This window comes from Streptococcus sp. 2154 (assembly GCF_013277255.1).
GTDB lineage: Bacteria > Bacillota > Bacilli > Lactobacillales > Streptococcaceae > Streptococcus > Streptococcus pseudopneumoniae.
The window spans coordinates 1-8180 of sequence record NZ_VMMK01000083.1 but is presented as its reverse complement, the minus strand read 5'-3'; the positions used below and the strand labels follow the sequence as shown (position 1 = coordinate 8180).

At 33.9% G+C, this 8180-nt stretch carries 2 protein-coding genes and 1 pseudogene; 2 read left to right on the top strand and 1 reads right to left on the bottom strand.

The genetic code is table 11. The annotated features are described in order from the left end of the window. Both HT693_RS11340 and HT693_RS11335 read left to right on the top strand, forming a co-directional pair. Positions 1 to 342, top strand: a 342-nt coding sequence (locus tag HT693_RS11340) for a transposase (RefSeq protein WP_172925195.1), incomplete at its 5' end; no start/stop codon positions are given. A 577-nt stretch (positions 343 to 919) separates the two neighbouring features. After that, complete coding sequence (locus tag HT693_RS11335; RefSeq protein WP_172925194.1) at positions 920 to 7486, top strand: S8 family serine peptidase; 6567 nt, start codon at positions 920 to 922, stop codon at positions 7484 to 7486. 425 nt (positions 7487 to 7911) lie between these two features. Here the strand turns inward: HT693_RS11335 and HT693_RS11330 are convergent. Next, positions 7912 to 8127: pseudogene (locus HT693_RS11330) on the bottom strand (transposase domain-containing protein); the annotation flags it as partial. Positions 8128 to 8180 lie beyond the last annotated feature (53 nt).

Sequence of the window (8180 nt, the reverse complement as noted above, 5' to 3'; positions counted from 1 at the left end):
ATGAAGGAGGGATTTTTTGGCGATAAAACGGATAGTTCAACCTTAATCAAAAACGAAGTTCGTATGATGATGAGCTGTATCGCCTACAATCTCTATCTTTTTCTCAAACATCTAGCTGGAGGTGACTTCCAAACTTTAACAATCAAACGCTTCCGCCATCTTTTTCTTCACATGGTGGGAAAATGTGTTCGAACAGGACGCAAGCAGCTCCTCAAATTGTCTAGTCTCTATGCCTATTCCGAATTGTTTTCAGCACTTTATTCTAGGATTAGAAAAGTCAACCTGAATCTTCCTGTTCCTTATGAACCACCTAGAAGAAAAGCGTCGTTAATGATGCATTAAAGAACAGTCGAGATGAAAAAATCGTGTGACGCACCAAGGGAGGAGTCTGCCCTTTTGAGGAAATCTAGCGAGGAAAAATGATACTGGAACAGCAGAAAGTAAAACTGGCCTCATGAGGAGGAAGAAAGTGGCTCATGAGGTCAGGGGTTTTGTAAGTTACATCTAGTTGAGAGAGGTATGAATGATTTGGGGTTAAGTCTTATTCTTAGCGGTTATTTATATTGTTTAATAGCGCTGATATTTCATCAATGATGTTTGACTTTGTGATTTTGGTAGTGGTTCAATTTGATTGCTACTATTTTTGATGGTGTGAATGTTCTGACAATGTACCCCAGCTAACTACGAAAGTTTTTGACTCTATATTTTTAATGTGTATTAAAAAATAAATTAACACATATTAATTTTTCTTGACTTAAATTTAAAAAATGATATACTATTTTTATGGAGAGCTAACAATTATATATAAATGTACTACTCTATTTCCTAGATAATACTTAGTAAAACTTTTTATAACAAAGGCTAGCAAAGTTAAAGTTTTCTATCTATTGGAAGTTAAATAAATATGTAAGGAATTAAAATGAAAAAAAGTACAGTATTGTCATTAACCACAGCTGCAGTTATTTTAGCAGCCTATGCCCCTAATGAGGTAGTCTTAGCAGATATATCTAGCTCTGAAGATGCTTTAAATATCTCTGATAAAGAAAAAGTAGTAGTAGATAAGGAAACAGAAAATAAAGAGAAACATGAAGAGATTCATCATGCTATAGAAGCTTCAAAGGATACTGAAGAAAAGAAAACAACAATTATTGAGGAAAAAGAAGTTGTTAGTAAAAATCCTGTGATAGACAATAGCACTAGCAATGAAGAAGCAACAAGCAAAGAAGAAAATTCCAATCAATCCCAAGGAGATAAAGCGGACTCGTCTGCAAGTAAAGACTCAGAAAGTCCCAAAAAAGAGGATAGACTTGTCTATATTGCTGAATTTAAAGATGAAGAGTCTAGAGAAAAAGCAATCAAGGGACTATCCAGTCTTAAGAATACAAAAGTTTTATATACTTATGATAGAATTTTTAACGGTAGTGCCATAGAAACAACTCCAGATAACTTGGACAAAATTAAACAAATAGAAGGTATCTCATCGGTTGAAAGGGCACAAAAAGTCCAACCCATGATGAATCATGCCAGAAAGGAAATTGGAGTTGAGGAAGCTATTGATTACCTAAAGGCCATTAATGCTCAATTTGGAAGAAATTTTGATGGCAGAGGTATGGTCATTTCAAATATCGATACTGGAACAGATTATAGGCATAAGGCTATGAGAATCGATGATGATGCCAAAGCCTCAATGAGATTTAAAAAAGAAGACTTAAAAGGCACTGATAAAAATTATTGGTTGAGTGATAAAATCCCTCATGCTTTTAATTATTATAATGGTGGTAAAATTACCGTAGAAAGAGCTGATGATGGAAGTGATTATTTTGATCCCCATGGGATGCATATTGCAGGGATTCTTGCTGGAAATGATACTGAAAAAGACATCAAGAACTTTAATGGCATAGATGGAATTGCACCTAATGCACAGATCTTCTCTTATAAAATGTACTCTGACGCAGGATCTGGGTTCGCAGGGGATGAAACAATGTTTCATGCTATTGAAGATTCCATCAAACACAACGTTGATGTTGTTTCGGTATCATCTGGTTTTACAGGAACAGGTCTTGTAGGTGAGAAATATTGGCAAGCTATTAGAGCATTAAGAAAAGCAGGCATTCCAATGGTTGTCGCTACGGGTAACTATGCGACTTCTGCTTCAAGTTCTTCTTGGGATTTAGTGGCAAATAATCATCTGAAAATGACCGACACTGGAAATGTAACGCGAACAGCAGCACATGAAGATGCGATAGCGGTTGCATCTGCTAAAAATCAAACAGTTGAGTTTGATAAAGTTAACATAGGTGGAGAAAGTTTTAAATACAGAAATATAGGGGCCTTTTTCGATAAGAATAAAATCACAACAAATGAAGATGGTTCAAAAGCTCCTAGTAAATTGAAATTTGTATATATAGGCAAGGGCCAAGACCAAGATTTGATAGGTTTGGATCTTAAGGGCAAAATTGCAGTAATGGATAGAATTTATACAAAGGATTTAAAAAATGCTTTTAAAAAAGCTATGGATAAGGGTGCACGCGCCATTATGGTTGTAAATACTGTAAATTACTACAATAGAGATAATTGGACAGAGCTTCCAGCTATGGGATATGAAGCGGATGAAGGTACTAAAAGTCAAGTGTTTTCAATTTCAGGAGATGATGGTGTAAAGCTATGGAACATGATTAATCCTGATAAAAAGACTGAAGTCAAAAGAAATAATAAAGAAGATTTTAAAGATAAATTGGAGCAATACTATCCAATTGATATGGAAAGTTTTAATTCCAACAAACCGAATGTAGGTGACGAAAAAGAGATTGACTTTAAGTTTGCACCTGACACAGACAAAGAACTCTATAAAGAAGATATCATCGTTCCAGCAGGATCCACATCTTGGGGGCCAAGAATAGATTTACTTTTAAAACCCGATGTTTCAGCACCTGGTAAAAATATTAAATCCACGCTTAATGTCATTAATGGTAAATCAACTTATGGCTATATGTCAGGAACCAGTATGGCAACTCCAATCGTAGCAGCTTCTACTGTTTTGATTAGACCGAAGTTAAAGGAAATGCTTGAAAGACCTGTATTGAGAAATCTTGAGGGAGATGACAAAATAGACCTTACAAGTCTTACAAAAATTGCTCTACAAAATACTGCGCGACCGATGATGGACGCAACGTCTTGGAAAGAAAAAAGCCAATACTTTGCATCACCTAGACAACAGGGAGCAGGCCTAATTAATGTGGCCAATGCTTTGAGAAATGAAGTTGTAGCGACTTTCAAAAACAAGGATTCTAAAGGTTTGGTAAACTCTTATGGTTCTATTTCTCTTAAAGAAATAAAAGGAGAAGAAAAATATTTTACAATTAAGCTTCACAATACATCAAACAGACCTTTGACCTTTAAAGTTTCAGCATCAGCGATAACTACAGATTCTCTAACTGATAGATTAAAGCTGGATGAAACATACAAAGATGAAAAATCTCCAGATGGTAAGCAAATTGTTCCAGAAATCCATCCAGAAAAAATCAAAGGAGCAAATATCACATTTGAGCATGATACTTTCACTATAGGCGCAAATTCTAGCTTTGATTTGAATGCGGTTATAAATGTTGGAGAGGCTAAAGACAAAAATAAATTTGTAGAATCATTTATTCATTTTGAGTCAGTGGAAGAAATGGAAGCTCTAAACTCTAACGGGAAGAAAATAAACTTCCAACCTTCTTTGTCGATGCCTCTAATGGGATTTGCTGGGAATTGGAACCACGAACCAATCCTTGATAAATGGGCCTGGGAAGAGGGTTCAAAATCAAAAACAATGGAAGGTTATGATGATGATGGTAAACCAAAAATTCCAGGAACCTTAAATAAGGGAATTGGTGGAGAACATGGTATAGATAAATTTAATCCAGCAGCTGTTATTCAAAACAGAAAAGATAAAAATATTACATCACTAGACCAAGACCCAGACCTATTTGCCTTTAACAACCAAGGTATTCATGCAGAATCCACTAGTGGATCTAATGTTGCTAACATTTATCCTTTAGATTCAAATGGAAATCCTCAAGATGCTCAACTTGAAAGAGGATTAACCCCTTCTCCACTTGTATTAAGAAGTGCAGAAGAAGGATTGATTTCAATAGTAAATACAAATAAAGAGGGAGAAAATCAAAGAGACTTAAAAGTCATTTCGAGAGAACACTTTATTAGAGGAATTTTAAATTCTAAAAGCAATGATGCAAAGGGAATCAAATCATCTAAACTAAAAGTTTGGGGTGATTTGAAGTGGGATGGACTCATCTATAACCCTAGAGGTAGAGAAGAAAATGAACCAGAAAGTAAGGATAACCAAGATCCAGCTACTAGGATAAGAGGACAATTTGAATCAATAGCTGAGGGTCAATACTTCTACAAATTCAAATATAGATTAACCAAGGATTATCCATGGCAAGTTTCTTATATACCAGTAAAAATTGATAATACAGCTCCAAAAATTATTTCAATTGATTTTTCTAATCCAGATAAAATTAAATTAATCGCAAAAGATACCTACCACAAGGTAAAGGATGAGTACAAACACGAAACCTTGTTTGCTAGAGACCAAAAAGAACATCCTGAGAAATTTGAAGAAGTAGCCAACGAAGTATGGTACGCAGGTGCAGCTCTTGTTGATAAGTATGGAGATGTTGAGAAAAGTCTTGATGTAACTTACGCCGGAGAGGGTGAGGGAAGAAATAGGAAGCTTGATAAAGATGGAAATACTATCTACGAAATTAGCGGAGCAGGAGATTTAAGAGGAAAAATCATCGAAGTAATCGCCCTAGATGGTGCAAGCAACTTCACCAAAATCCATAGAATTAAATTTGATGACCAAGCTGATGAAAAAGGAATGATTTCTTATTACCTAGTAGATCCTGACAAAGATGCTTCTAAATATGAAAAACTAGGTGAAATTTCTGAAGAAAAACTCAAAAATGCAAAGAGCCCAGAGGAAAATACCAATAATAATCAAGCTAAGGATGAAGATTCAAAACCAGCTGAAGAAAGTTCAGTTGAGGGAGAAGCTAGCCTTGAAATAAATAAAACTATTTCAACAATTAGAAACTTTGAAAATAAAGACCTAAAGAAACTCATTAAAAAGAAATATAGGGAAGAATATGACTTTGTAACTGGTGGAAAAAGAACAGTAGAGCTTGATTATCAATATGACGATGAAGGAAATATAACTGCCTATGAAGATAAGAGTGCTCTAGAATATGAAACTGAGAAACTTGATGATGTTAAATCAAAACTTGGTGGAGTATTAAGCCCATCAAAGGATGGACATTTTGAAATTCTTGGAAAAGTAAGTAATGTATCCAAAAATGCTAAGGCTTACTATGGCAATGACTTCAAATTAATAGAAATTAAGGCAAGTAAATACGACCCACAAACTAAAACTCTAACCTTTGACTTATTTGCAAACACAAATGATGTAGTCGATGGTCTATCCTTTACGGGTGATATGAATATCCTTGTAAAAGATAAGGGTGAAACAAAAGCTAAAACTAAAATTAGAATGCCTGAAAAAAATAAGGAAACTAAAACAGAATATCCCTATGCATCAAGTTATGGGAATGTAATCGAATTAGGAGAAGGAGATCTTTCAAAGAACAAACCAAACAATTTAACTGAAATGGAATCTGGTAAAATCTATTCTGATTCAGAAAAACAACAATATCTGTTAAAGGATAACATCATTCTAAGAAAAGGCTATGCACTAAAAGTGACTACCTATAATCCTGGAAAAACGGATATGTTAGCAGGGAATGGAGTTTATAGCAAGGAAGATATAGCAAAAATACAAAAGACCAATCCTAATCTAAGAGTCCTTTCAGAAACAACAATTTATGCTGATAGTAGAAATGTTAAAGATGGAAGAAGCACTCAATCAGTATTAATGTCGGCTTTGGACGGCTTTAACATTGTAAGATATCAAGTGTTTACCTTTAACATGAATGATAAAGGGGAAGCAATCGATAAAGATGGAAATCTTGTGACAGATTCCTCTAAACTTGTATTATTTGGTAAAGATAATAAAGAGTATCATGGGGAGGAATATTCTAATGTAGAAGCTATAAAAGAAGATGGCTCCATGTTATTTATTGATACCAAACCAGTAAACCTTTCAATGGATAAGAACTACTTTAATCCATCTAAATCTAATAAAATTTATGTACGAAATCCAGAATTTTATTTAAGAGGTAAGATTTCTGATAAGGGTGGTTTTAACTGGGAATTGAGAGTTAATGAATCGGTTGTAGATAATTATTTAATCTACGGAGATTTACACATTGATAACACTAGAGATTTTAACGTTAAGCTTAATGTTAAAGACGGTGACATCATGGACTGGGGAATGAAAGACTATAAAGCAAACGGATTTCCAGATAAGGTAACAGATATGGATGGAAATGTTTATCTTCAAACTGGCTATAGCGATTTGAATGCGAAAGCAGTTGGAGTCCACTATCAGTTTTTATATGATAATGTTAAACCCGAAGTAAACATTGATCCTAAGGGAAATACTAGTATCGAATATGCTGATGGAAAATCTGTAGTCTTTAACATCAATGATAAAAGAAATAATGGATTCGATGGTGAGATTCAAGAACAACATATTTATGTAAATGGAAAAGAATATACATCATTTGATGATATTAAACAACTAACAGATAAAACACTAAATATTAAGATTCTTGTAAAAGATTTCGCAAGAAATACAACCGTAAAAGAATTTATTTTAAATAAAGATACGGGAGAAATGAGCGAATTAAAACCTCATAGGGTGACTGTGACCATTCAAAATGGAAAAGAAATGAGTTCTCAGATAGTGCCGGAAGAAGATTTTATTTTACCTGTCTATAAGGGTGAATTAGAAAAAGGCTATCAATTTGATGGTTGGGAAATTGCTGGTTTCGAAGGTAAAAAAGACGCTGGCTATGTTATTAATCTATCAAAAGATACCCTTATAAAACCTGTATTCAAGAAAATAGAGGAGAAAAAGGAGGAGGAAAATAAACCTACTTTTGATGTATCCAAAAAGAAAGATAAGGTGCAAGCAAATCATAATCAATTAGATGAAAGTCACAGAAAAGAGGATTTACAAAGAGAAGATCATTCACACAAATTTGATTCAACTAAAGATGTCAAAACTACAGTTCCTGTACAAGTAAATTATAGTCAATTAGATGAAAGTCAAAGATCTGATTCAACTAAGGATGTTACAGCTCCAGTTCCTGATAAAAATGATAAAAACTTTGAAAATGAGAAGGAAGTTTATCTTAATGAACCAGAGAACATAGCTAATAAAGATACCAATATTGATAGTAAATCAACTACTAACAATGATAGGTTGCCAAAAACCGGAACAGTTAGCGAAGTCTTCACGTCATTGGTTGCCGGAATAATGTTTACCTTAGGTGCATTTCTTGGATTAAAGAAAAAAGATTAAGATTAAGACAAAAGCTATAGATGAAAAAATGGTTTATGTACTGAGATGGTGTGATGATGAAACAGTTTTGTGAAAATAGCTATTTATAACTCAATTATTTAGTTTACTTTACTATTGATACTCTTTTTGGATTTATTAATAGACTTAGTTTAGATAACTAATGAATTGATTGAAAGGGTTAGTATTGACAAATATTGATTAGCAAATAGAGTCTTTCAAAATTTAAAGGCTAATAGAGGTGATGAGACAATTTCAAGGAATTAAGTAGCGTTTGGTTGCTTAATTCCTTTTCATTTGGGAGGTAGTTTTTCACCTGCTTCGTAACCGCCCAATAACGAAGTATAGTAGTAACCGCCCAATAACGAAGTATATTGAAAAATCTCCAGACTAGAGAACTCACGGATAGTTCCTAATCTGGAGATTTCTTATTTGCACTTTTCTTGTACAACTTTAGTCCATGGTAAATAAGCCTCTAAAACCTCTTTGTTTACGAGAGTTTCCTCGTTTGGAAGACATTCTAGAAGATAGGATAGATATTTTTCACTATTTAGTTGATGACGTTTAGCTGTTTCCAACAAACTCATAATAATAGCTGTTGCTTTAGCTCCTTCAAAACTTTGAGAAAACAACCACCCTCGCTTTTTAAAATTTAGCTTAGGCTAAAAGAGTCCACCGGACTCTTTTACTACGTCCC

Excerpts from the sequence above, each read along its gene's own strand:
- HT693_RS11335 (WP_172925194.1), top strand. The coding sequence starts at position 920 with ATGAAAAAAAGTACAGTATTGTCATTAACCACAGCTGCAGTTATTTTA.